Origin of the sequence: Streptomyces sp. NPDC126497, assembly GCF_040302425.1 — a bacterium.
In the GTDB taxonomy this organism is placed as follows: Bacteria; Actinomycetota; Actinomycetes; order Streptomycetales; family Streptomycetaceae; genus Streptomyces.
The window spans coordinates 1-2,313 of sequence record NZ_JBEORT010000214.1 but is presented as its reverse complement, the minus strand read 5'-3'; the positions used below and the strand labels follow the sequence as shown (position 1 = coordinate 2,313).

2 protein-coding genes and 1 pseudogene are annotated in these 2,313 nt (G+C 64.3%); 2 read left to right on the top strand and 1 reads right to left on the bottom strand.

The window, feature by feature from the left end:
- Positions 1–105: 105 nt before the first annotated feature.
- Positions 106–333: pseudogene (locus ABTY20_RS35120) on the top strand (transposase family protein); the annotation flags it as partial.
- A gap of 66 nt (positions 334–399) precedes the next feature.
- Here ABTY20_RS35120 and ABTY20_RS35115 read toward each other — a convergent pair.
- Positions 400–1,212, bottom strand: a complete 813-nt coding sequence (locus tag ABTY20_RS35115) for an SDR family oxidoreductase (protein ID WP_352001193.1) — start codon at positions 1,210–1,212, stop codon at positions 400–402.
- A gap of 52 nt (positions 1,213–1,264) precedes the next feature.
- On the opposite strand from ABTY20_RS35115, the gene ABTY20_RS35110 reads away from it, so the two are divergent.
- On the top strand, positions 1,265–1,726 hold the full coding sequence (locus ABTY20_RS35110; RefSeq protein ID WP_352001192.1) for a MarR family winged helix-turn-helix transcriptional regulator: 462 nt from the start codon (positions 1,265–1,267) through the stop codon (positions 1,724–1,726).
- Positions 1,727–2,313: the final 587 nt, after the last annotated feature.

The window sequence follows — 2,313 nt, the reverse complement described above, 5'->3', positions numbered from 1 at the left end:
GCCACCAGGCCGACCAGCACGTTCGCCACGATTTCCATGAGCAGTGAGCCCTCCCCTTCTTGGACAGGTGTCCAAGATAGCTGGACACCTGTCCAAGAAATCACCGGGTTCCGCCACCCGGTCAAGAAGCCCAGGGGCAGTGAACTCGCCGAGCATGGAAAGGCGTTCAACGCCGTGATCCGAGGCGTCCACGCCGTCGCCGAACGCGCCGACGCCCTGCTGAAGGTCACCTTCAAGGCCCTGCGCCGGGTCAGTCTCGACCCCGCGGCCATCACCCGGATCGCCCGCGCCGCCCTCGTCCTGCTCCAGCTCGAACACGGCCGCACCGCCTGAACGAAGATCACAACACGTCGCGAAGCGTTACCGAGAGGAGTTCAGTGGCCGGGTATGTCTCGCATGTTAGCTTTTGAGCGTGCCGCCGAACTCCTCCGGGAGCAAGTCGGCCTGCGCGGCACCACTCTTGAGCAGGCCAATGATGGCATCGGCGACGTTCTTGGGTGAGTGTGGCACCAACCCGCTGGCGGTTTCCATCCGACGTGCCCCTTCGATGTCACCGCGGACCGTTCCGACGAACTCGGTCTCGGTGATCGAGGGGAACATCATCGACACGGTGATGCCTTCGCCTGCGAGCTCCGCGCGGGCGATGGCCGTGAGCTTTTGCAGGGCGGCCTTGGAAGCGGAGTACGCGCCGGACCCGGGCAGCGTGGACCAGACAATTCCAGAGCCCACGTTTACGATGGCTCCGGCTGCCTGCTTACGCATGTGCGGAAGGACCGCCTGCGTCATCGTCAAGGGTGCGACGAGGTTGAGCTCGAGGATGCTTCGGAAGTCGTCGAGATCGATAGCGTCGATGCCGGCCTGGAGCCCTTGCCCTGCGCTGTTCACGAGGGCGTCGATTTGTCCAAACTTCTGGATCGTTGCTTGCACGGCTTTCTGGACTTGCGTCCGGTCGGTCACGTCACAGGGAACAGCTATGGCTGCGGACTGGCCGAGTTCCAGGGCGAGCCGCCGGATGTGCTCCTCGCGGCGGGCGATGAGCGCTACCCGCGCGCCGGCCTCGGAAGCGGCCCGTGCAGTAGCAGCTCCGATGCCCGATGACGCTCCAGTCACGAGCACTACGGATCCGTTGATGTCCATGGGAAGTATCCTCATGTGCGAGTAGGGAATGGCTGCATGCAGCGCGGTCGCGATCTGCAGCCGAGCGACCGTCATCCCTTGTATCCTATCAGGTGATAGCTGTTACTTGATAGGAGTACCTCGCGTCATGAGAGATGATGTCCACGCATCGAGCTTGCATGAGCTGGCCGACCTGATCTTCGCTGTGAGTCGGCAGCTGCGACCCCCGACTGACCCTGCCTTCGAGCCGTGCACGCCGATTGAGATCAGTGTCATGCGGTTCATCAATCGCAACCCTGGCGCCTCTGCCCGGGCGGCGGCGGAAGCAGCGCTGCTTCCATCGAGCAACTTCAGCCGCGTACTGCGTGGCTTGGAGAAGCGAGGCCTTGTGAACCGCGTCACGGACGACCGCAACGCTCGAGGTGTGCGCCTGTACCCCACCGAGAAGGCCAACCAGAATCTCCAGTGCCTACGCGAAAATTGGGACCGAACTCTTCGCGGCATCGTCGATGACCCCGCTACGATCAAGATCGTCAACGCCACGCTGCGGCGAATCGAGGACGAACTCGTAGCTCGGCACAGCAAAGACGGCTCCCAATCCGCTTTCTGACTGGGCGTTTGGTCCTGTACCGTCGCATCTTCTTCAGGCATGGCTGGCCTTATGGTCCAAAGCCTCCGGCCCGGCTGACCCTACTCGTTCGTCACTACTCTGGAGTCGGGGCGGACCTCGTGGCGTCAGATTCTGGATGCCAGGAGGCTGGGGCCGGCCGACGACGTCGCCGAGGTCACTGAGGCCCAGGTCCGTCATGTGCCGACGACGCCGAACTGGCCGTCCTCGCCGTGGAGCCGTACCGACACACTGCGGAGCACGTTCGGGCCGACGTCCAGTGAGTCCACCACCCGGGTGCTGGCGTCATCGCGGTCAGCCGAGTCCGGTGACCCTGGCAAGGATTGCCTCGGCCCGCAGGAGTACAGGCCGGTCGATCATCTCCCCGGCATATGACGTCGCGGATCCGTCCTGGCCGGCCCGGAGAACGGACCGGGCCCAGGTGGCCGAGCAGGGCGACGGGGTGAACGCGTCGTTGACGGTGGTGACCTGGCGGGGCGCTGTCACGTTGTTGGGTGGGTAGCTGTCTGATGGTGCGTCGTGGTGTGGTGGAGCCGGTTCCGGGTGCTCAGGCCGTGGTGGGGAGGCCG